Origin of the sequence: Sorangium sp. So ce131 (assembly GCF_051519095.1) — a bacterium.
Lineage (GTDB): Bacteria > Myxococcota_A > Polyangia > Polyangiales > Polyangiaceae > Sorangium.
Genome location: NZ_CP150455.1, coordinates 963855 through 984102, shown reverse-complemented (window position 1 = coordinate 984102; position 20248 = coordinate 963855). Strand labels below are relative to the sequence as shown.

Genomic DNA, 20248 nt, shown 5'->3' with positions numbered 1-20248 from the left:
TCTAGTGCCCTCCTCCTGCGGGCGCCCCGGAGGCGCCCGGCATCGCGGCGGGCGCTCCCGCCCCCGCAGCCTCGACGCGGCCCCCTGCCAGGAGCGCGTCGAACGCGGCCTTCGCCGTCCAGAACTCGCGCAGCGTCTCGACCGCCGCGAGCTCGGCGTCGAGCTGCTCGCGGCGGGCCGAGAGCAGCTCGAAGACGCCGATCTGCATCGCGTTGTATTGAAGCAGCGTCTGCTCCAGGACCCGCTTGCGCGCGGGGAGGACGACGCGCTCGTAGTGCCGCGCCCGCGCGTGCGCGGACGCGAGCCGGTTGCGCGCCTCGCGGAGCGCGGAGCGGATGTCGACGGCGCGGCCGTGGTAGCGCTCGAGCAGGCTGTCGAACTCCGCGGCCTGCGCCGTCACGGCGCCCTGCTGCCGGTTGAAGATCGGGAGCGACATGCGGAGCCCGGCGCCGATCAGCCACGGGTGGTCGTCGAGCTCGCCGTCGTGCCCGCCGAGCTCCCGCTCGGCGCGGACGGAGGCCGACACGTCCGGCAGCCAGCCTCCCGCGCGCAGCGCGCCGGCGCGGCCGGCCGCCGCGTCGATCCGGCTGCGCAGCTCCGCGAGCTCGAGGCTCGCCCGGATCGCCCGCGCTTCCGCGCGCGGCGGCGTCGCGAGCGCCTCGGGCGCGCCGGGGAGCGGGCCGGCGAGGGTCCAGGCGGTCTCCGCGCCGGAGAGGCCGAGCAGCCGCTGCAGCCGCTCGCGCGCCGAGAGCAGCTCGAGCTCGAGCTGCGCGGCCGTGACGCGGGCCTGCTCGTAGCCCGCCTCCTGGGTCGCCGCGTCGAGCTCCGGGACGTTGCCCGCCTCGAAGAGCGCGCGGGCGGCGTCGCGGGCCGCGGCGAGCGCGTCGACCGCGCGGTTCGCGATGCCGAGGCGCTGCTCCGCCGCCTGCGCGGCGTAGAACGCAGCGCGCACCTGGTAGCCGAGCTCGACGACCGCGCCCGCCGAGCGGTAGCGCGCGGCGTCGTGCGCCGATCGCGCCGCCCGCACGTGGAGCGGCGCGAGCAGGGCCGAGGTCAGATCGATCTCGACCGCGAGCTCGAGGTGCGTGTGATCCAGCCCCTCCTGCCGCGGCGTCACCTCGACCTCGATCTCGGGGTTCGGCAGCGCGCCCGCCTGCTCGAGGTTGCCCCGGGCGACGCCGACCTCCTTGAGCGCGGCGCGCAGCTCGCGGTTGTTGAGCAGCGCGATGCGCACCGCGCTGTCCGCCGTGAGCGGCTGCTCGCGGAGCTTCCGCGCGTCGCCCGCGGGCTCCGGGTCGACCGCCTCCGAGGTCGCGCTCGGCGGCAGATCCATGCCGGAGAACTTGCGGATCCGCGCCACGTCGGCGGCCGTCGACGGGGCGGCGCAGCCGGCCGCGGCCGCGGAGAACAGCGCGAGGCTCGCCGCGAGCGCGCGCGATCGCCAGCGTTCAGTGCGCATGGGCGGGCTCCGGGGCCTTGACCGGCGCGTGGTCCGGGGCCTTGGCCGGCGCGTGGTCCGGGGCCGCGGCCGGCGCGTGGCCGTGGTGGTGATGGTGCTGGTGGGGATCGCCGCCGGCGTCCGCGCCTCCCGGCGCCGGCTCGAGCCCGACCCAGCCGCGGGTGGGCTCCCCGGGCAGCGGCGGATCCTCCGCGAGGGCAACGCCGATCCGCGGCGACGGCGCCTCCGCGGCCCGCCACGAGGCGGCCGATGAGGCGGGGAAGCTCGCCGGGAGGCTGCGCGGCGCGCAGCCGGCGAGCGCGGCGGCGATGAGGAGCAGGGCGGCGGGCCCCGCGAGGTGAGGTGACGTCATGGAAGCGGCTCCAGGTCCGGTGGATCCAGCTACTTGCGGGGCTCGACGACGATCGCGCCGCGCAGCATGCTCATGCCGCACTTGAACTCGACCTCGCCGGGGCTCAGCGCGGGGAGATCGATGATCACCGGTGCGTTCACCGGCAGCTCGCGGCGGATGTTGAGGGAAGCGAAGACGATCTCGCGCGCGCACGGCGAGTAGTCCCGCCGGATCACCTTGAGGCGGACGCGCTCGCCCTCCTTGACGACGATGCGGCTCGGCTTGTAGCCGCCGTCGACGATGATCTCGATCTCCCGCACCGCCTGCTGCGCCGGGGCGGGGGCCTCCTCGGCGGCGGCGCTCGAGGCGAGCAGCGAGGTGGCGAGCAGCGAGGCGGCGAGCAGACCGGAGGCAATGAAAAGACGTGTCGTGATCATCAGGCACCTTCGTTCTGGGTTGTACCTGGCTGACGCGCCCCGTTCGGCGGCATTACAGGCCCCGCGATCGGATTCGTGGCGGCGCCAGGTCGAGGGGGTGGATGAGCCTGCCGGGCGGCTGCCCGGCGGCTGGGAGCGGCCGGTCAGCGCCCGGCGCGGTGCGCGCAGCCGCCGGCGTGTTCGGCTGCCGCGTCCGCCGGCGGCGCGTCCCCCGGCGGCGGCTCGCAGGAGCAGTCGAGGCACCCCTCGGCGGCGCAGGCGCCGCAGGTCGCGGCCACGCGCTTGCGGAGCGCCTCGCGGGCGCGGAAGAGGCGCACCGCGGCGTTGTTCGCGCTGATCGACGCCTCCTCGGCGAAAGCTTGGACGGAGAGCCCGTCGACCTCGACGCGCTGGAGCGCGGCGGCGTACTCGGGCTTGAGCGCGCCCGCGAGCCCGCGGACGCACTGGCAGACGGCGGCGCGCGTCGCCTCGACGTCCGGCGCGACCGCCTCGTCGAGCTCGGCGGCCAGGGCGGACATCGCGCGCTCCGACGCGCCCTGGCGCCGGAAGTGGTCGATCACGGCGTTGCGGAGGGTGCGGTAGAACCAGGCGGTGACCGAGTCGCCGCTGCGCAGCTCGTCGATGCGCTGGAGGCTGCGGCTGAAGGCCTCCTGGAGGATGTCCTCGGCGAGGGCCTGGCTGCCCACCCGGCGCTCCAGGAACCGGCGGAAGTCGCTGTACCCCGCCACGAGCGCCGCCACGGCGTCGGACGACGACGACGCCGCGCGCCCGACGTCGCTCGTGGGGGCCTCGGGCTCGGTCATGGCGCGAAGCTAACCTCCCTGGACGGCCGGCGCCACCGGGGACGACTAGGCGTGAATGTAGATCAGCGTCCCGCCCTTGTCGTTGAACGCCGCGTGCCACCCCTCGGGGACCGGCGGATCGGTCCACTCGAAGAGCCACGCGGCGTCGGGGGGAGCGAGGTTCACGCAGCCGCTGCTCCGCACCTTGCCGAACGCGTCGTGCCAGTAGACGCCGTGCAGCGCATAGCTGTTGTGGAAGTACTGGACGTAAGGCACGTCGCGGAGGTCGACGGAGGTCTCGCTGAGCTCGTCGCCGTCCATCGTCGCGGTGACGTGCTTCTCGCGGACGAAGAACGTGCCCTGCACGGTGGCGCTCGTGGTCGCCGGGTCGCCGAGCTCACCCCTGCCCGTCGAGACGAGCGTCGCGAACACCGGGCGCTCGCCCTCGTAGGCGACCAGGATCTGGAGCTCGATCGAGATGTCGATCCACTTCCTGCCGCGCGCCGCGTGGCCCCAGAGGTCCCGGCCGAGGCGCGCGACGCGCAGCGTGGACGCGGGGATCCAGGCGCCCGCGTCGGTCTCTGCGTAGGCGCCGCCGGCGGCCGTCTTGCCGGTGAGCACCCAGCCGGAGCGGTACGGCGCCCAGCCGTCCGGCTTGAGCTCGCCCGAGGCGTCCGGCTTCAGCGTGCGGACCCCGTGATGCATCACGAAGGCCGGGGTGCCCTCGGTCTTCACCTCCACGCCATGCACGGCGGTGGGAACGACCGCCGACGTGCGCTCGATCGGGATGAGATCGAGCTCGGTCGTCAGGCCGAAGCGCCGGCCGGTCCACTCGAACGTGGAGACGAGGCCGAACGCCGAGTCGGCCTTCGCGCGGCCGCGGTGCGACGGGAAGCGGACCTTCTCGGCGGCGCCGAACGGCTTCGGCAGGTCGCGGCCGCTCGCGAAGAACGGCGTGATCGGATCCGGCGGGCCGAGGAGCGCCTCGTCGCGCCGGGTCCAGCCGGGCGGGGCCTGGCCGCGCGTGCGGCCCTCGACGCGGCGCTGCTCCGCCGCGCTCGGCAGGTGGACATAGAGGTGCGGCGGCGGCTTCCGCGAGACGACGTACCGGTAGGGGTAGGGCTCGCCGCGGCGCGGGCCGGCCGGCGTCGCGGCGACCACGTCGTGCTCCAGATCGAGCGAGGCCCCCCTGCCGATGCACACGAAGCCGCGCGGATGCACGGCGTACCAGCCGCCGGGGCACCCCTCGTGGCCCGACGGCTCCGCGGCGCGCTCGACGACCGCGCCGGCCCGCAGGTAGCCCAGCCTGGCCGCGCGGCGGTCGGGCGCGGCGTGCACGAACGTGCGCATCGCGATGCTCGCCAGCCTGTCGCCGCGCCCGGGGCGCAGCGCCTCCCGCGCCGCCAGAGGCTCGCCCTCGGCGCCGGCGCCGGCGCCGGCGTCCGGCGCGAGCTGCGGCTCGGGCGGGGCCGCGAGCGCCGCGGCGCGATCCGGGGCGGCGTGCTGGGCCTCGGCCGAGCGCCCCGGCGGCTCCTCGCCCGGGCCGCAGGCGGCCGCGGACAGCGAGGCCGCGAGCGCCGGGATCAGGCGCAGCCGACCCGGGCTACCCCGATGCTGCGCGCGCGCTTCCGGGAACGGACGGGCCCTCATCGACGGGCCCTCGTCTAGCTCAGAGGCCGCCCGCCGGCCAGGGCGAGCGGGCCTCCCGGGGCCCGCCGCGCCGACATGCCGCTGGGTCCGCCCGTCCACCGCCTCAGCGTGCTCCGCGCGGTCCCGCTCGCTCGTCGCGCGCGCCACCGCGTCGCCCTCGAGCGCCCAGCCGAGCGCCCGCCGGGTCTCGTCGGCCGCCGGCCCATCGGACCGGTGACCGGCCTGGCGAGCAGCCTGTCGGTCGCGGGCGACGACGAGCGTCTGGAGCGGGAGATCGGCCGCTTCGCCGCGGCGCTGGAGGAGGTGCTGGCGGCGCCGGACGGGCTGGCTGCGCTCGGCGCGGTGCTGCGGTACATTGCGGCGACGCACGCGCCGCGGAGCCTGAAGAGGGTGGTGAAGCTCATGGAGAAGGCGGGACCTCGAACCCAGGAGGGCATCGTGACGTGGCTCGACGAGATCGAGCGGCGAGGGGAGCGCAAAGGCGAGCGCAGAGGCGAGCGCAAGGGGCGGGTGAAGTCGCTGCTACAGCAGCTGACAGCGCGCTTCGGGGAGGTGCCGGCCAGCGTGACCGCTCGGGTCGAAGCCGCGAGCGAGCGAGACCTGGAGCGGTGGACGATCCGGGTGCTCACCGCGCCGACGCCGGAGGCGGTGCTCGATGGCGCCGGTGCAAAGAGCCCGCGGCTGCGTTCCGAGCGAAAGCCGGCGGCGCGCAAACGCAGCCCGGGGTCGAAAGCGGCGGGGCGCACGACGCAAAGGGACCCCTCCCGGCCCGGGTGAGATCGGAGCTGCCCGCGCACCAAGACGGCGTCGGGCGCGGATGCGAGCGCGGCGGCGAACGCGAGCGCGGCGGCGAGCTCCGCCTCGCCGGCCCGGCAGCGCCTCCGTTCGCTCGCTCCTCCCGCTCCCGCTCGCTCAGCGCACGCTGAACCGCACGTCGCCCTCGACCGCCCAGCCGAGCGCCCGCCGGGTCTCCTCGGCCACGGGCCCGTCGTAGCGGTGGCCGGCCTCCTGGCTCCGCACGACGCGCGTGAGCACGCCCGCCTTCTCGAGGCGCTTCGCCGCGGACGCCGCCGCGGCCCCGCACCCGGCCTGCGCACAGACGAAGAGCACGCGCTGCCCGCCGCCCTCGGCGAACGCCTTCGCCGCCCCTGGGGTCCACTTGTCGTGCCCGCCCTCGACCAGCACGAGGCGCGGGAAGAGCGCAGCCCGGCGCGCGGCGATCGCCGAGCCCATGATCGCGCCCAGCGAGAAGCCGGTGTAGAGCGCCGGCCCCGGATCCACGTGCTCGGGGAATCGCGCGCGCAGCGCCGCGAGGCCCGCGTCGACCTCCTGCTCGAGCCGGGCGTTGCTCTCGTACGTGAACCGCACGTCGCTCGCCGACGGCGAGTCGCGCCGGGCGACGCCGCGCGGGCACAGGATGAAGACGCCGTCGCCCGCGATGTCGCGCCACACCTGGCACTGCCACTCGGGCCGATCGTAGTTGCCGTGCGACGCGATGAGCACCGGGCGCCGCCCCGTGGCGCCGATCGGCACCGACACCACCGCGCTCGCGAACCCCTCGACGGGGAGCTCGACGAGCGGCGCGTCCGCGCGGAGCGGCGCTGCCGCCGCGCCGGCCGGAGCGAGCGCCGCCGCGTCGGTTCGAGGCGTCGCAAGCGGCGCGGTCGGCACGGCCTTCGCTCCGCCATCCGCGGCCTCGGGCGCCGGGGCGGGCGCGGCGCTCGGCGGCGCGGGCGCCGCCCCGGCGGCACGGCCCGGGCGATCGCAGCCGAGCGCCGCCGCGCCGGCGAGGGCCATCCACGTGAGCGGGCGGGCGAACAACGCGGCAGAGGACGTCATCGACCGCAGGATGACGCATCCGCGGCGAGCGCCCCAGCGGCCTCGCGCGGCGCCGGCTGCCTACGGCAGCGCCTCCGCGAGCTTGTCCGCGAGCGGCGCGCCCCAGCCGGTCGGGTAGTCCCAGCCCTTCTCCGCGCGGAACCCCTCGAAGTGCTCGTCCCCGTGGGTCTGTCCCTCCGTGATGTCGCGGAACGCCGCCTGCACCTCCGGAATGCGGTAGAGCGCCGGGTTCAGCCACCCCGCGACCGGCTTGCCCTCCGCGAGCCGGCGGCTGTTCACCGACGCCATCAGCCCGGCGAACACCGGCGCGGCGAACGAGGTGCCGGCGCGGTGCTCCCACTCGCCCAGGTAGTAAAGCCAGTAGCCCGACTCCGGCGACGCGTTCAGCGCAACGTCGGAGACCGCGCGCCTGCCCTGCGCGTTGGTGACGACGTCCACCTGCCAGGAGGGCGTGGTGAAGGAGCGGGACCGGCCCGACCCCGAGTTGCTCCACGCGACCTCGTCCTCGACCTCGCCGCCCGCGCCCAGCGTGAGCCTCGTCCCGCCGACGCACGTCACGTACGGGCTCGACGACGGAACGTCGGGCCTGGCCGAGTCGCCGCTCGCGACGACGATCGTCATCCCGAGCGCCGCGCCCATCCGCGCCGCCGCGTGGTACTGCTGCCGGATCGACTCCGCCTCCGTCTCCTCGCGGTGGGCGAACGACGTCGAGAGCACCGACGCCTCGCCCGCCCCGATCGCCTCGTTCCACGCGTAGAGGATCGAGATCGTGCGCGCGTCCGGCCCCTGGTACGCGATGAGCTCCGCGCCGGGCGCCATCACGCCCGCCCACTCCGTGTCCAGCGTGGTCTCGATGTACCGCGTGACGATCGGATCCCCCGTGGCGATGTCCGTCGGGTTGTCGCGGGAGACGCCGAACGACCGCCAAAACGACTGGAGATCCTTGGTCTTGAACGTCGCGCCGACGACGAGGCCGAGCTTCACGCCCTCCCCGAGGTGCCCCGCCTCGTGGAGCGTGTCGACCTCGTAAGCGCGCGCGATCTGCGGCGGCGTGAGCCCATCCGCCACCGGCTCCGGGGGCGCGACCTCGATCGAGCCCCCTTCCCCCGGGAGCTCCCCGGTCTCGGCGGGGAGATCGATCGCGACCAGGCTCTCCGCCGTGTCGATGATGTTCTGCGGCGGCCGGAGCGGCGTGAGCGCGCCGTATGTGCGGAGCGGCCTGCCGTCGGCCGAGGGGTTCTCGCGCTCGAAGTCGCGCAGCTCGGTGTCGAAGGCCGCGTTGAACTGCTCGACCGTGCCGGTGAACTCGACGAGCAGCCGGTTCTTGGACCGGCGCGTGATCTCCATCCCTTGCCCGGTGAGCCACCCCTCGACGGCCGCGAGGTCGGTCTCGGTCGGGGCGAAGCGCTCCATCCAGCGCTCGACCGTCATGTACTTCCGGAACTGGGGGCTCTGGGGGTCGTAGATCGCGTCGATTTCGGCCTCCAGCGCCTCCACGTCCCGCGTCCGGAACGCCATCAGCGCCCGGAAGCGGTCCTTGGTCGGCGCTGGGCCGAAGTCGATGTAGACGCGCTCGTATGGCTCCGGGACGCCGCTCGGGAGGACCGGCCCCTCGTCCTCTGCGCAGGCCGTGCCCAGGAGGGCGAGCAGCGCACCGCACCACACAGGGAACGAACGCATCAACGACCCCTTGCGAGGGTGGGAGGGCAGCGCATGTCAGGCGAGTCTTAGCACCACACGTGCTCGACGAGGTAGCAGGTGTAGGTGCCCGGATACCAGGTCTCGGGCCGCCCGCCGGTCACGTTGTCGGTGCAGATCTCGCAGAACGCGTGGATGCACTCCGGGTCGGTGGTCTGCGGGCCGGCCCCGGGGTACCCCTCGGGGGCCTTCTCCGAGTAGAAGTACCCGTCGGCCTTCAGCTGGTCGAGCTCGCTCTCCGACAGCTTGTTGAAGTAGGCGGCGTCCGAGGCGATGCTGAACCGCTGCTCCGACGACTCGCGGAGCTGGGGCGCCGGGTTGTCGCCGTAGGTGCCGTTCTCGACCGCGGCCATCTGCTGCTCCAGCGAGATCTCCGTGCCATTGGCCGCGACGAGCTTGATGCGCGCGTAGTCGATGGGCCCCGTCGCGTAGTCGATCGCATAGACCGTCTTCTCGGTCATATCGAGGCTCAGGAACTCCCCGTCCGGAAGGGCCGCCAGGCTCTCCGGAGTGACCCGCTGGTTCTGGACGTCCTGCGTCACGATCGGGTCGTCAGACCCCTGCTCCGACGCGCCGCATCCGGCGACACCCGCCGCGGCGATGACGCCGAGCGCAAAAGTGAGAACGAGCGACTTGGAAGAACGGATGGATTGTCGAATCATGGATGGCATTCCTTTCTTTGGGCCGAGCCGCGTCGATCGTCTGGCTTCCCGCTTGCCCACAGAGAGCTCCGCGCTTGCCGATCGCCCGAGGTCATCGCTTCTGTGGACCCCCCACGACTCCCGCGAGTTGAGTGGAATGAGGGGAAGACGAGTTCACTCCAAACGGTGCCGCAGGGCACCCGGATCTGGCAAGCGAATTTCCGGTGCAGAAGATAATTCCATCGTCCTTTCTGCGGCATCGTGGTCTGGACGGTGCGCCGTGCGGGCGCCCGCTCACCTGAGGAGATGCGGTGGAAACCGCCGGGATCTCGGCTTGCCGCGCGACGCGCTCGCGGACATACCGGTGCCTACATGGAGGACAGTCCTTCATCGCCGTCGAGGTCAGTTGACGGGGCCGAGGGGGTCGCGGGGGGCGGCCTCGTGGTCCTTGATGGTCCGCTCGGGACCGAGCTCGCCGCGCGGGGCGTCGCGACGCCGGCGCCGCTCTGGAGCGCGGCGGCGCTGGTCGACGCGCGCGGCTGCGAGGTCGTGCGCGCGATCCACCGGGAGTACGCGCGCGCCGGCGCGACGGTGCACACGGCGAACACGTTCCGTGCGAAGCGGCGGCAGGCGGGCGACGCGTGGGCCGAGCTCGCGGCGCGCGCGGTCGCGCTCGCGCGCGAGGCCGCCCCCGCCGGTCACCGGGTCGCGGGGAGCATCGCGCCGCTCGAGGACTGCTACCGCCCTGATCGGAGCCCTGCCGACCCGCGCGCGGAGCACCGCGAGCTCGCGCGGGCGCTCGCGGCGGCGGGCGTCGACCTGCTCCTGTGCGAGACGTTCCCGCACGTCGGCGAGGCGCTCGTCGCGCTCGAGGAGGCGGCGGCGACGGGCGTCGAGGCGTGGGTGTCGTTCACGCCGGGCCCCGGGGCGGATCTCCTCTCGCCGGAGGACGTCGGGCTCGCCGCGCGGGAGGCCGCCGCTCGCGGCGCCCGGGTGGTGCTCGTCAACTGCGCCCCTGCGACCCGCACGCTCGAGTACGTCGAGCGGCTCGCGGCGAGCGGCGTCCCGTTCGGGGCTTACGCGAACGCGGGCGCCGAGGGCGAGGGGCTCGGCTGGGCTGCAGGCCAGGACAGCGCGTCTGCCGCGCGGTACGCCGCGCTCGCGCGCCGCTGGCTCGAGGCCGGCGCGACGATCGTGGGCGGCTGCTGCGGGACGGGCCCCGCGCACATCGCCGCGCTGCGCGCCGTCGTCGACGAGGAGCGGGCGCGGCGCGCCGGCCCTCTCCCCTGACGTACTCCCCGCGTCAGAGCGGCGGTCACCCGCACAGGAGACGGGCCCAGATCGGCGTTTTCGGCGCGGAAGCGCGCTCCCGGCCCTCTCCCCTGACGTACTCCCCGCGTCAGAGCGGCGGTCACCCGCACAGGAGACGGGCCCAGATCGGCGTTTTCGGCGCGGAAGCGCACTCCAGTGCGCTGAGCACCGAAAACGTCGAGATGGGCCCGTATCCGAAGCGGGTGACCGCCGCTCAGAAGACCACGGTGCGGCGGCCTTCTACGATGACCCGCCGCTCCAGGTGGGCCCGGACGGCGCGAGAGAGCACGAGGCGCTCCACGTCGCGCCCGAGCCGGGTCATCTCCTCCGGCCCCATCTGGTGGTTCACGCGCGCGACGTCCTGCTCGATGATCGGCCCCTGATCGAGGTCGCGGGTGGCGTAATGCGCCGTCGCACCGATGAGCTTCACCCCGCGCGCGTGCGCCTGGTGATACGGCTTCGCGCCCTGGAAGGCCGGGAGGAACCCGTGGTGGATGTTGATGACCGGCGGGCCCTCATGGAGCATCTCCTCGGAGAGGATTTGCATGTACCGCGCCAGCACGACGAGGTCGACGTGGTGCTTCTTCAGCAGGTGGAGCACCTGGCGCTCCTGCTCGCGCTTGGTCTCGGGCGTGATCGGGAGGCAGAAGAATGGGATTCGAAAGCTCTCGGCCACCGCCTCCAGCGTGGGGTGATTGGAGATCACGAGCGGGATCTCGCAGCGGAGCTCGCCCGCGCGCTGCCGGAGCACGAGATCGTAGAGGCACGCCGGATCCTTGGTGACCAGAATGGCCATCTTGGGGACGTGATCGCTGTAATCGACCGACCATCGCGCCGAGAGCGCCCCAGCGAGCTCGCGGAAGGCGGCCTCGATCGCGCTGCGTGTGGCCGAGCCGCCCAGGGCGTCGACGGCGGCCGGCGACGAGAGGCCGGACAGATCGACGACGAGGCGCATGAAGAAGCGTGGTCCCTCGTCCGTGAACACATCCGAGTGATTGCTCGCGTCGATGATGTTCAGGCCGATGTTGTAGAAGAACCCTGCGAGTCGCGCCACGAGGCCCGGCTGATCGGGCGCGGCGACGAGGAAGGTTGCGTGCACGGGACCCGTCATGCGCGTCATGTAGCTCGCCTCCAGGTGGCGGCGCAAGCGCAGCTGCCCGGCGGGGATCCCCCGGGTGCGCGCGGGTGCGCTGCGCGCGCGGTGCGTCGCAGACGAAGGAGGCCGCCTGCCGCGCGGCGGCGCGCGCTCCCGCGGGGCCCGGGGCGCGCGTTTACCGGGTCTTGTCGCTCTCGGACGACGGCGGGTCGGCGCGGTCGTCGGGGCTCCTCGGGGCCAGCGTGGAGAGCTCCGCCCAGGGGATGCGCACGGTCCGCTCGACGTCGCGCAGGTGAGCGCAGTCGTTGTAATAGATGAGGTGCCACGCCTCCGCCCGACCCCACCGCCGGCGGCGCTGCCAGTGGGTGAGCGCGGTGTGGCGGGTGGCGAAGTGCGCTGGCGGGAAGGCGAGCGCGTTCATCTTGAAGAAATGGAGGAACGCGACGTCGATGAAGCCGCCGTGGGAGACGACGACGATGGTGCGCCCCTCGTGCTCGCGGGTGATCCGGTCGAGGGCGACGGAGACCCGGAGCATGAACTGAGCCCAGCTCTCTCCCCCGGGGCTCGCCGGGCGGTACGGCTCGCGCTCGAAATCGATCGCGTAACGCACCATCGCCTCTCCGACCGGCATCCCGTCCGCCTCGCCCGGGCGGAGCTCCTGGACCTCGTCGTCGAGCGTGAGCGGCAGCCCCAGGGCCGGGGCGATGATCTCGGCGGTCTGCTGCGCGCGGCGGTAGGTGCTGGCGATCAGGACATCGGCGCTGATCTCGCGCGTCGCCGCCAGGCGATCGCGCAGCCGCTCCGCCTGGAGGACGCCAAGCGGGGTCAGCCCGGTGTCCCCGCGCATGCCTCCCACGATATGGTTCACGTTGACGAGCGCTTCTCCGTGCCGGATGAGGTAGAGGTTCGTCACGAGTTTGAGCCTCCGAGGCACGCGACCTGACAAAGGGAGGGCCGCGCGGGCGGTCCGCGCCCGCTAGGAAGAGCAAGGCCAACCTCGATTGTCAAGGGTTTGTACTTTCGCCGCGAGCGCGGCGGCGGCGCGGTGACGGCGGGCTGCAGCGCGCGCGGCGGGCCCAAGGCCGCTCAGGGGCACCCCTGGAGAAATGCGAACAGCGCGGCGCTCTCGGAGCAGACCTGCTCGCCGCGCAGGGCGCTGCAGAACTCGTCCTCGGAGCTGAAGCGCTTCTCTCCCGTGCTGCCCTCGATGCAGGAGATCGAATAGACGAACCGCTGCGCGCCCTCGCCGGCCCCGCCGGGGCTCCCCGGCTCGGCGGCGCTGCCGGACTGCGAGCCGCTGCCGCCGTCCTCCGGGTCGACCTCGAACACCGGAAACACCACGATGGGCAAAAGTCCGAAGAGACCTGCTGCGAGATGCGTGATCATGAGCTCACCTCCACGTCCGAGGGGACATCCATCCTCGTACGAGGTGGGCATTGCATCTCACAGGCCACCTCGGGCGATGTCCGCCCGCTGCACAGGAGAGCCCGCCGGGGCGCCCGCGCTGCGGCGAGGACGCTGCGCCCCGTCCGGGTCGGAGGGCGGCCGTCGCCGCTGTGGGCGCCGGCTGCCCCGAGCGCGCCGCGCGCGGCGCGCGGCGCCGACCCATCGCGCCCTCGCGCGCGCTTGCCAGGGCGCTCGGACATGGCCTACAAGGCGGGCCCCTCAAGGAGATCCTCATGCATCGTCGCAGCTTCCTCGCGGCCGCGCTGCTCGGCTTCGCGGCCCTGGCCGGATGCGGGCCGCGCTGGCGCGTCGTCACCCAGGCGAACCCCGCTCCGTTCGTGGGCCAGCGCCATTTCGCCGTGATGCCCGTCGACTACACGGGCCTGCGCGTCGGCGGCAAACCCGAGTCGATGTACCTCGACGACAAGGACGAGAAGGGGCAGAGCAGCTTTTTCGGCGACAAGGCGGCGATCGACGAGGAGTTCGCGAAGGCGCTGATCGAGGGGGCCAAGGAGGAGGGCATCGAGGTGGAGCGGACCCCCGGGCCCATGTCGGCGCCGTTCCTGCTCAGGCCTTATATCGCTTACCTCGAGCCCGGCCACTACGCGGTCGTCTCCTCGTCGCCCAGCGAGCTCGTGCTGACGCTCCGGATCACGGCGCCGGACGGGAGGGTGCTCGATGAGGTCCAGTTCTCGAGCCGCACGCACCCGCCGAACCCGTCCACCATGCTCGGCCTCGCCGAGTCGGAGAAGCTGTCGAGCGGGGGCCGATGGCGCGCGGACGCGCGGGGGGTCGGCGCGCTCGCCGCGGACTACCTCGCGTCGCGCGTGGCCCCCTAGCGCGGGGGCGCGCCTCGCCTCAGAGGAGCAGGCCTCGGAGGAGGAGCTCGGCCACGCTGAAGTAGATCACGAGGCCCGAGACGTCGACGATCGTCGCGACGAACGGGGCCGAGGCGCTCGCCGGATCGAAGCGGAGCGCCCGCAGGAGGAACGGCAGGAGCGCGCCCGCCAGCGTGCCCCACGTCACGACGCCGACCAGGCTGATCGCGACCGTGAGCGCGATCAGCGCGTGGTGAGGGCCGTAGACCCCGAAGAGCTTTTCCCACAGGAGGACGCGCGCGAAGCCGAGGGCGCCGAGGATGCCGCCGAGCGCGAGGCCCGACGCGAGCTCCCGCCGGGTGACGCGCCAGAAGTCGGCGAGCCGGACCTCGCCGAGCGACATCGCGCGGATGACGAGCGTCGTCGCCTGGGAGCCGGAGTTGCCGCCGCTCGAGATGATGAGCGGCACGAAGAGGGCGAGCACGACGGCGCGGGCGATCTCGTCCTCGTAGTGGCCCATCGCGGTCGCGGTCAGGAGCTCGCCCACGAACAGCGCGGAGAGCCAGCCGGCGCGCTTGCCGAGCATCCGGAGGAGCGGGGTCCGGAGGTACGGCGCGTCGAGCGCCTGCATTCCGCCGAGCTTCTGGATATCCTCGGTCGCCTCTTCTTCCACGACGTCGACGATGTCATCGGCGGTGACGATGCCTTTCATCCTGCCCTCTCCGTCGACGACGGGGATCGCCACGAGGTCGTGCTCGGCGAACAGGCGCGCGACCTCTTCCTGATCGACGTCCTCGTTGACGGCGACGACGTCGGTGGTCATGACGTCGCTGACGCGGCGGTCGCCGGGCGTGGTCATCAGCTGCCGCAGCGACAGCACGCCGCGCAGCCGCTGCTCGGCGTCGAGGACGTAGCCGTAGTAGAGGGTCTCGAGCTGGCCAGTCGCCTGCCGCTTGAGGTAGCTGATCGCTTCGTCGACGGTCGCCTCGGGCCGCACGCGCGCGAACCACGGGCTCATGAGCCCGCCGGCGGCGTCCTCGGCGTAAGCGAGGAGAGCGCTGACTTCCCTCCTCGTCGGCTCGTCGAGCAGCGAGAGCAGGGAGAGCTGCTCCGCCGGCGGGACGGTGAGGAGGAGATCGGCCACGTCGTCGGGGGCGAGGAGGCGGATGGCGATCTTGCGGTCGCTCCGCGGGAGGGCGGAGAGGAGGGCGCCCTGGTCGGCGGAGGGGAGGCTCTGGAAGAAGTCGTCGGCTTCCTCGCGGGGGAGACGGAGGAAGGAGTGGAGGCGGTCGTCGGGCGAGAGGGAAGGCCAGGACCGGGACAGGGTGGAGGCGGTGAGCGGGTCGGCGTCCGGGGAGGGGGAGCGGTCGATCATCGGCTCACCTCGTCGAGCGGGTGGCTTGCGGGCGGGGGGGCCCGGCAAATGGTGCTCAGTTGGATGGATCTGAGGAGGGAATGAGTCGCACCTCAGCAATGGGTGCGCCAGGCGAAGAGCCGAGCGCAGAACGCCCGTCGTTCGTCTTTCGTCTTTCGTCTTTCGTCTTTCGTGCTCGTCTTTCGTCTCTCGTGCTCGTCTCTCGTCTCTCGTGCTCGTCCTCGTGATCGTGATCGTGATCGTTCGCTCCGGTCGGCTCCGGTCCTGTCCACTCTGATTCCGTTCGCCCCGTCTCGGGTGAGCTCAGGACAGCGCGACTCGTATGCGGACGGAAGACGGAATGAATCGATCACGATCACGATCACGATCACGATCACGATCACGATCACGATCACGATCACGATCACGAGGACGAGCACGAGAGACGAAAGACGAGAGACGAGAGACGAAAGACGAAAGACCAGGTGCGTGCTGCCCTCGGCGTGCCGCCGAGGCGGATTTTCCCCTCCTCGCGCGGTGATACTCCGCGGCGGCGGAGCTCACCCTCCCGCGCGCACGTCGAGCGGATCGATCCCGAACCCCCGCAACAACCTGCACAGCGGCACGAGCGGCAATCCCACAATCGCCGTCTCATCCGCGTGGCGAACCTCGTCAAACAACCACGCCCCGTGCTTCTCGAAGAGGTATCCTCCCGCGCTCCCGATCGGCCGATCCAGCTCGACGTAACGGCGGATCTGCGCCCTGCTCAGCGGGCGCACGCGCAGCTCCACCGTGACGACCTCTGACACCATCCTCTGCGCGCACGACACGTCCCTCAGCCCCGGCGGGGCTTGCACCGCGACGGCGGTGTGGAGCGCGTGCGCCCGCCCCGCGAGCCGATCCAGCTGCTCCGCCGCCTCGTCGAGCGTCGCCGGCTTGCGCAGGAGCTCGCCGTCGACGTCGAGCGCCTGATCGGCGCCGATGATGACCGCGTCGGCGTGCGCATGCGCGAGGCTCAGCGCCTTGCCCTCCGCGAAGAGGACGGCGCACGCGAGGGGCGAGAGACCCGGCGGCGCGATCTCCTCGAACACCGGCGGGACCGCTTCGTACACGAGCCCGAGACGATCAAGGAGCGCCCTCCGGAAAGGAGACGTGGAGGCAAGGACAACCCGGGACATGCGCGGATCCATGACACAGACCGACGCTCGTGCCGAGGAGAACCGTCCTCCCCGCCTCGCGCTGCTCCACGCGCCCCTGCCACGGACAAGACCGCCGGCGTGGACAATCGAGATCAGAGAGAACTCCTGGCGTCCTCGAAACACTGGCAGAGATTGCCCGTCATCAGGTGTCTCCTGAATTACCCATCGTGCATTTCACCTAAAAGTAACCTTGAATAGGGCTCTGCTGCACGCGAGATTGCGGCGATGCAGCAACCCACGACAAGGCACCTCGTCTCGCTCTCCCTCGCCGCCCCGGGCCTCGGGCTCTCCGTGCTGCTCGCGGCCTCACCGGCGATCGGAGCGACATACGAGGTGGGGCCTGGCAAGCCTTATGAAAGCCTCGCGGCGGTCGCGCCTCGCCTCGCCGCCGGGGATGTGGTCGAAGTCGACGGCGACGCGACCTATCCAGGAGACCTGACCTTCAAGAAATCCGGCACGGAATCCGCGAAGATCACGATCCGCGGCGTCCGCGTGAACGGGCGCCGCCCGCTCCTGGCCGGAGGCACGAACACCTTGGTCTTCGGTGGCAATCATTACGTCTTCGAGGGCTTCGAGATCACCGGCGGGGAGCGCCGCTGCGTCTTCAACCGCGCGCACGACGTCACGATCCGCGACGTGGTGGTGCACGATTGCCCCGGGCACGGCATCCTCGGGGCGGACGAGGGCGCGGGCTCGCTGAGCCTGGAGTACGTCGAGGTCTATGCGTGCGGCGCGGGCGACACCAGGCACCCGGTCTACATCGCGACCGACGAGCGGACCTACCCGGGCTCGGTGTTCCGCATGCAGCATTGCTACGTGCACGACGGCAATGGCGGCAACAACGTGAAGAGCCGCGCGGAGCGGAACGAGCTCTATTACAACTGGATCGAGGGCGCCAAGTACCACGAAGTCGAGCTCATCGGTCCAGACGGACAGGACGAGGGGCTCGCGCGCGAGGACTCCGATGTGGTCGGCAACGTCTTCCGCAAGACCGGCAAGACGTTCGTGGCGCGCGTCGGGGGCGACGGGACGGGGCAGACGTTCGGCCGCTTCCGGTTCGTCAACAACACGTTCCTGCTCGCCCCCGGGTCTTCCGCGGCGATCAGGATGTACGACGGGATCGAGAGCGTCGAGATGAGCAACAACGTGTTCTATCGCGTCGGCGGCGGCGGCGTGGACGTCTACGTCGACCGGTCCGCGAGCTGGGCGACGGGAACGGCGTTGATCTCGGGCGTGAACAACTGGGTGTCGGCCGGCTCGTCGGCCATCCCTGCGGGGTGGACAGGCACGCTGCGCGGCGCCGATCCCGGGTTCGTGGACGTCGCCTCCCTGGATCTCCGCCCGTCGGCGGACAGCCCGCTCGTGGACGCGGGCTCCAAGGCGACGGCGAGCCCGGAAGGATACCCGTTCCCGGGGCCGCTCACCGCGCCGCGGTTCACGCCCGCGCGCGAGGCGGGCGTGCCGGGCGCAGCGCAGCGGCGGTCGGCCGCGGGCGCGATCGACATCGGCGCCTACGAGCTCGGCGCGAGCCCCGCATGGGTCGCGAGCGCCATGATGGCCGCCGAGAGCGATGTGGACGCCGACGGCAGCGGCAACGACGCCGTCGAGAGCGAGAGCAACGCCGACGAGCGCGGCAGCATCGACCCCGAGCGCGGCAGCATCGACCCCGAGCGCGGCAGCATCGACCCCGAGCGCGGCAGCATCGACCCCGAGCGCGGCAGCATCGACCCCGAGCGCGGCAGCATCGACCCCGAGCGCGGCAGCATCGACCCTGCCTCGTGCAGCGTCGGCGGCGCGCTCGCGGCCGGCACCACCTCCGGCGGCGGCGCGCTCGCGGCGGCGGCCGCGCTCCTCGGGGCCGCCCTCCGGCGGCGCGCTCGCCGCTCCGGGGCATGATCGGCGGCGCGGGCGCTCACGCGACCAGCGCGCGCAGGAAGCGCCGCGCCGAGGCCGGATCGGGCAGCTGAAACGCGGCGCGGCTCTCCCCGCCCCCCACGTGCACCGTGAGGGCCGTCGGGGGGAGCGCCGCGAACAGGTCCTCGTCCGTCCTGTCGTCGCCGAGGGCGACGATCATCGCGTCGGGCGACACCGCCGACAGCACCCGCGGCACGATCACCCCCTTGTTCACCCCCCGCAGCCGCACCTCCAGCACCTTCCGGCCCGCGATCAGCTCGAGGTCGTGCTCGCGCAGCACGTCGGCGAGCCTCGCCGGCACGTCGCGGGCCATCTGACTCGCGAGCTCGGGGTCGGCGGTGCGGTAGTGCCACGCGATCGACACCGTCTTCTCCTCGATGAAGCTGCCCGCCGTCCGATCGACGAAGCCCTGGAGGATGTCGCGGACCTTCGGCTTCCAGTCGAGCGAGGCCTCGCGGAGCGCGGTCCAGGGCTCGCCGGGGGCGGCGCGGGAGAAGAACCCGTGCTCGGCGTGCAGGCTGATCGGCAGCTCGCCCAGCCACCGCTCGAGGTCCTCGCGCGGACGGCCGCTCACCACGTGCACCTGCGTCCGCGGGCGCGCCGCGAGCCCGCGCAGATCCGCGAAGAGCTCCTCGTCGGGCGGCGCGAGCTCGGGCATCGCCGCGAGCGGGACGATCGTGCCGTCGTAGTCGAGCAGCACGAGCAGCGACGGCGCGCGGCGCGCGGTCGCGATCGTGGTCGGCTCGCGCGCGTCGCTCATCCGCCGCGCGGCGCCGACCGCGGGCGCCGCGGCGCTCGCGCGATCGAGCTCGTTCAGGAAGCTGTGCGCCCAGCGGTGCGCGTCGTGCGCGATGACGCGGCGCCGGAGCGCCTGCATCCGGACCCGCTGCTCGGACAGCGGCATCACGAGCGCCCGCTTGATCGTCGCGGCCACCGAGTCGATGTCGTACGGGTTGACCGGGAGCGCCTCGATCAGCTCGGCCGCGGCGCCCGCGAACTCGCTCAGCACCAGCGCGCCGGTGTCGTCGAGCCGCGAGGCCACGTACTCCTTGCACACGAGGTTCATGCCGTCGCGCAGCGGCGTCACCATCATCACGTCGGCCGCGAGGTAGAGCGCGACGACCCGGTCCATCGGCATCGACTGGTGCATGAAATGGATCGGCACCGCGTCGAGCGTCGCGTAGGCGCCGTTGATGCGGCCCACCAGCTCGTTCACGACCCGACGGAACTCGGCGTAGGCGTCGACCCCCTCGCGCGTGGGCACCGCGATCTGGACGAACCGGACCTTGCTCCGGAGCTCGGGCTCGCGCTCGAGGAAGCGCTCGATCGCGAGCATGCGCCGCGGGATCCCCTTCGTGTAGTCCAGCCGATCGATGCCGAGCACGAGCTTGCGCCCCCCGTCGCGCTCGCGGATGCGCTGCGCCTCGGCGCGGACCTCCTCGTCCTGCGCCAGCCGCGCGAACTCGCCGACGTCGATGCTGACCGGGAAGACGCCGAGCCGGACCTTGCGCCCCTCGTACGTGAGCGTCTCGAGGTCGGGGTCGAGGCCGAGCACGCGCGCGGCGGAGTAAACGAAGTGGTAGCGATAGCTCGTCGTGTGGAACCCGACGACGTCGGCGCCGAGCAGGCCGCGCAGCACCTGCTCGCGCCACGGCAGGATCCGGAAGACCTCGGACGAGGGGAACGGGATGTGCAGGAAGAAGCCGATCCGCGCGTCGGGCACGCGCCGGCGCAGCATCGCGGGCACCAGCGTGAGCTGGTAGTCGTGGATCCAGACCCGGTCCCCGGGCTGGTAGCGCTCGGCGATCGCGGCCGCGAAGCGCTCGTTCACGTCGCGGTAGCTCTCCCAGTCGCGCCGGGCGTCGAGGTTCACCTTCTCGATCAGGTAGTGGAAGAGCGGCCAGAGGATGCCGTTCGAGAAGCCGTCGTAGTAACGGCTCACCTCGGCCGACGTGAGGTGGACCGGGGCGGCGCCGACCCGCGCGAGCTGCGCCTCGAGATCGTCGCGCTGCTCCGCGGTGAGGCGCGAGACGTCGCCCGGCCAGCCGAGCCACAGGCCGCCGTGGCGCTCGTGCGGGCCCCGCAGCGCGGTCACGAGCCCGCCCGCCGACGGGACCACGGCGACGGTGCCCTGCTCGGTCCGCACGGTGACGGGCAGGCGGTTCGAGACGATGATCAGGCGGGACATGCGCAGCCGAAAGCTAGCGCATGCGGGTTGCACCGCGCCGCCGGGGGGAGAGAAATCCAGCGGAAAACGCGGTGCTACGAGCTCA

18 protein-coding genes are annotated in these 20248 nt (G+C 72.8%); 4 read left to right on the top strand and 14 right to left on the bottom strand.

The features are described 5' to 3' along the window. Position 1 precedes the first annotated feature (1 nt). The 5 genes from WMF43_RS03675 to WMF43_RS03655 form a co-directional block, all read right to left on the bottom strand. Positions 2-1459, bottom strand: coding sequence for a TolC family protein (locus tag WMF43_RS03675; protein ID WP_437677539.1), 1458 nt, complete (start codon positions 1457-1459; stop codon positions 2-4). Further along, positions 1449-1811: a hypothetical protein gene (locus WMF43_RS03670; protein ID WP_437677538.1), complete on the bottom strand. Its 363-nt coding sequence runs from the start codon at positions 1809-1811 to the stop codon at positions 1449-1451. The genes WMF43_RS03675 and WMF43_RS03670 overlap by 11 nt, the downstream gene beginning before the upstream one ends. A 29-nt stretch (positions 1812-1840) precedes the next feature. Continuing rightward, positions 1841-2227: a cupredoxin domain-containing protein gene (locus tag WMF43_RS03665; RefSeq protein WP_437677537.1), complete on the bottom strand. Its 387-nt coding sequence runs from the start codon at positions 2225-2227 to the stop codon at positions 1841-1843. A 143-nt stretch (positions 2228-2370) separates the two neighbouring features. Then, on the bottom strand, positions 2371-3030 hold the full coding sequence (locus WMF43_RS03660; RefSeq protein WP_437677536.1) for an RNA polymerase sigma factor: 660 nt from the start codon (positions 3028-3030) through the stop codon (positions 2371-2373). 45 nt (positions 3031-3075) lie between these two features. Next, positions 3076-4659: a L,D-transpeptidase gene (locus tag WMF43_RS03655; RefSeq protein ID WP_437677535.1), complete on the bottom strand. Its 1584-nt coding sequence runs from the start codon at positions 4657-4659 to the stop codon at positions 3076-3078. Between the two features lie 75 nt (positions 4660-4734). Between WMF43_RS03655 and WMF43_RS03650 the strand changes: the two genes are divergently transcribed. Then, positions 4735-5436: a hypothetical protein gene (locus WMF43_RS03650; RefSeq protein ID WP_437677534.1), complete on the top strand. Its 702-nt coding sequence runs from the start codon at positions 4735-4737 to the stop codon at positions 5434-5436. A 135-nt stretch (positions 5437-5571) separates the two neighbouring features. Here WMF43_RS03650 and WMF43_RS03645 read toward each other — a convergent pair whose 3' ends face one another. From WMF43_RS03645 to WMF43_RS03635, 3 genes are read right to left on the bottom strand one after another with little or no spacing between them, the layout of a single operon-like run. After that, positions 5572-6498 carry a hypothetical protein gene (locus tag WMF43_RS03645; protein ID WP_437677533.1) on the bottom strand — a complete coding sequence of 309 codons (927 nt, stop codon included), beginning with the start codon at positions 6496-6498 and terminating at the stop codon, positions 5572-5574. Positions 6499-6558: 60 nt separating this feature from the next. After that, on the bottom strand, positions 6559-8178 hold the full coding sequence (locus WMF43_RS03640) for a S53 family peptidase (protein ID WP_437677532.1): 1620 nt from the start codon (positions 8176-8178) through the stop codon (positions 6559-6561). Between the two features lie 47 nt (positions 8179-8225). Continuing rightward, complete coding sequence (locus tag WMF43_RS03635; protein WP_437677531.1) at positions 8226-8858, bottom strand: hypothetical protein; 633 nt, start codon at positions 8856-8858, stop codon at positions 8226-8228. A 351-nt stretch (positions 8859-9209) separates the two neighbouring features. On the opposite strand from WMF43_RS03635, the gene WMF43_RS03630 reads away from it, so the two are divergent. After that, complete coding sequence (locus tag WMF43_RS03630; RefSeq protein ID WP_437677530.1) at positions 9210-10127, top strand: homocysteine S-methyltransferase family protein; 918 nt, start codon at positions 9210-9212, stop codon at positions 10125-10127. A gap of 235 nt (positions 10128-10362) precedes the next feature. On the opposite strand, the gene purU is transcribed toward WMF43_RS03630, so the two are convergent. From purU to WMF43_RS03615, 3 genes are all read right to left on the bottom strand, one after another. Next, positions 10363-11268 carry a formyltetrahydrofolate deformylase gene (gene purU, locus WMF43_RS03625; RefSeq protein ID WP_437677529.1) on the bottom strand — a complete coding sequence of 302 codons (906 nt, stop codon included), beginning with the start codon at positions 11266-11268 and terminating at the stop codon, positions 10363-10365. Positions 11269-11419: 151 nt separating this feature from the next. Then, positions 11420-12157, bottom strand: a complete 738-nt coding sequence (locus tag WMF43_RS03620) for a histidine phosphatase family protein (protein WP_437677528.1) — start codon at positions 12155-12157, stop codon at positions 11420-11422. A 173-nt stretch (positions 12158-12330) separates the two neighbouring features. After that, positions 12331-12630: a hypothetical protein gene (locus WMF43_RS03615; RefSeq protein WP_437677527.1), complete on the bottom strand. Its 300-nt coding sequence runs from the start codon at positions 12628-12630 to the stop codon at positions 12331-12333. Positions 12631-12923: 293 nt separating this feature from the next. On the opposite strand from WMF43_RS03615, the gene WMF43_RS03610 reads away from it, so the two are divergent. Beyond that, entirely contained in the window at positions 12924-13529 is a 606-nt protein-coding gene (locus tag WMF43_RS03610) for a hypothetical protein (protein ID WP_437677526.1), read from the top strand. Between the two features lie 19 nt (positions 13530-13548). Here WMF43_RS03610 and mgtE read toward each other — a convergent pair whose 3' ends face one another. Then, positions 13549-14883: a magnesium transporter gene (gene mgtE / locus WMF43_RS03605; protein ID WP_437677525.1), complete on the bottom strand. Its 1335-nt coding sequence runs from the start codon at positions 14881-14883 to the stop codon at positions 13549-13551. 539 nt (positions 14884-15422) lie between these two features. Continuing rightward, positions 15423-16040 (bottom strand): Maf family protein, encoded by a 618-nt coding sequence (locus WMF43_RS03600; protein WP_437677524.1) that lies wholly within the window; start codon positions 16038-16040, stop codon positions 15423-15425. A 246-nt stretch (positions 16041-16286) separates the two neighbouring features. On the opposite strand from WMF43_RS03600, the gene WMF43_RS03595 reads away from it, so the two are divergent. Further along, positions 16287-17957: a right-handed parallel beta-helix repeat-containing protein gene (locus tag WMF43_RS03595; RefSeq protein ID WP_437677523.1), complete on the top strand. Its 1671-nt coding sequence runs from the start codon at positions 16287-16289 to the stop codon at positions 17955-17957. A 16-nt stretch (positions 17958-17973) separates the two neighbouring features. Here WMF43_RS03595 and WMF43_RS03590 read toward each other — a convergent pair whose 3' ends face one another. Beyond that, positions 17974-20163, bottom strand: coding sequence for a bifunctional alpha,alpha-trehalose-phosphate synthase (UDP-forming)/trehalose-phosphatase (locus WMF43_RS03590; protein ID WP_437677522.1), 2190 nt, complete (start codon positions 20161-20163; stop codon positions 17974-17976). Between the last annotated feature and the right edge of the window lie 85 nt (positions 20164-20248).

Coding starts and splice junctions, on each gene's coding strand:
- WMF43_RS03675 (WP_437677539.1), bottom strand. CDS start 1,459: ATGCGCACTGAACGCTGGCGATCGCGCGCGCTCGCGGCGAGCCTCGCG.
- WMF43_RS03670 (WP_437677538.1), bottom strand. CDS start 1,811: ATGACGTCACCTCACCTCGCGGGGCCCGCCGCCCTGCTCCTCATCGCC.
- WMF43_RS03665 (WP_437677537.1), bottom strand. CDS start 2,227: ATGATCACGACACGTCTTTTCATTGCCTCCGGTCTGCTCGCCGCCTCG.
- WMF43_RS03660 (WP_437677536.1), bottom strand. CDS start 3,030: ATGACCGAGCCCGAGGCCCCCACGAGCGACGTCGGGCGCGCGGCGTCG.
- WMF43_RS03655 (WP_437677535.1), bottom strand. CDS start 4,659: ATGAGGGCCCGTCCGTTCCCGGAAGCGCGCGCGCAGCATCGGGGTAGC.
- WMF43_RS03650 (WP_437677534.1), top strand. CDS start 4,735: ATGCCGCTGGGTCCGCCCGTCCACCGCCTCAGCGTGCTCCGCGCGGTC.
- WMF43_RS03645 (WP_437677533.1), bottom strand. CDS start 6,498: ATGACGTCCTCTGCCGCGTTGTTCGCCCGCCCGCTCACGTGGATGGCC.
- WMF43_RS03640 (WP_437677532.1), bottom strand. CDS start 8,178: ATGCGTTCGTTCCCTGTGTGGTGCGGTGCGCTGCTCGCCCTCCTGGGC.
- WMF43_RS03635 (WP_437677531.1), bottom strand. CDS start 8,858: ATGATTCGACAATCCATCCGTTCTTCCAAGTCGCTCGTTCTCACTTTT.
- WMF43_RS03630 (WP_437677530.1), top strand. CDS start 9,210: ATGGAGGACAGTCCTTCATCGCCGTCGAGGTCAGTTGACGGGGCCGAG.
- purU (WP_437677529.1), bottom strand. CDS start 11,268: ATGACGCGCATGACGGGTCCCGTGCACGCAACCTTCCTCGTCGCCGCG.
- WMF43_RS03615 (WP_437677527.1), bottom strand. CDS start 12,630: ATGATCACGCATCTCGCAGCAGGTCTCTTCGGACTTTTGCCCATCGTG.
- WMF43_RS03610 (WP_437677526.1), top strand. CDS start 12,924: ATGCATCGTCGCAGCTTCCTCGCGGCCGCGCTGCTCGGCTTCGCGGCC.
- mgtE (WP_437677525.1), bottom strand. CDS start 14,883: ATGATCGACCGCTCCCCCTCCCCGGACGCCGACCCGCTCACCGCCTCC.
- WMF43_RS03600 (WP_437677524.1), bottom strand. CDS start 16,040: ATGTCCCGGGTTGTCCTTGCCTCCACGTCTCCTTTCCGGAGGGCGCTC.
- WMF43_RS03595 (WP_437677523.1), top strand. CDS start 16,287: ATGCAGCAACCCACGACAAGGCACCTCGTCTCGCTCTCCCTCGCCGCC.
- WMF43_RS03590 (WP_437677522.1), bottom strand. CDS start 20,163: ATGTCCCGCCTGATCATCGTCTCGAACCGCCTGCCCGTCACCGTGCGG.